Source organism: Telluria sp. AZSoR62 (assembly GCF_058111565.1).
Genome location: NZ_JBYTST010000279.1, coordinates 1 through 277, shown reverse-complemented (window position 1 = coordinate 277; position 277 = coordinate 1). Strand labels below are relative to the sequence as shown.

At 65.3% G+C, this 277-nt stretch carries 1 protein-coding gene; it reads left to right on the top strand.

Annotated features, from left to right (window positions below; genetic code table 11):
- Positions 1-18: 18 nt before the first annotated feature.
- On the top strand, positions 19-277 hold a 259-nt coding region (locus AC3XQU_RS23800; RefSeq protein ID WP_489876602.1), incomplete at its 3' end, for a VOC family protein.

Sequence of the window (277 nt, the reverse complement as noted above, 5' to 3'; positions counted from 1 at the left end):
ATCGCAGGCCGAAAGTTCATGGCACTCAACGGGGGAGCGCCGGCCAACTTCACGGAAGCCGTCTCGTTTGTGGTCGACTGTTCCGACCAGGCGGAAGTGGACCGCTACTGGTCGGCGCTGACAGACGGCGGGGCGGAGAGCATGTGCGGCTGGCTAAAGGACCGCTACGGCGTGTCCTGGCAGATCGTGCCGTCGGACCTGGGCTCACTGATTGGCGGTCCGGATCCGGAGGGTGCCCAGCGGGCAATGCAGGCCATGCTCGGGATGCAGAAGCTTG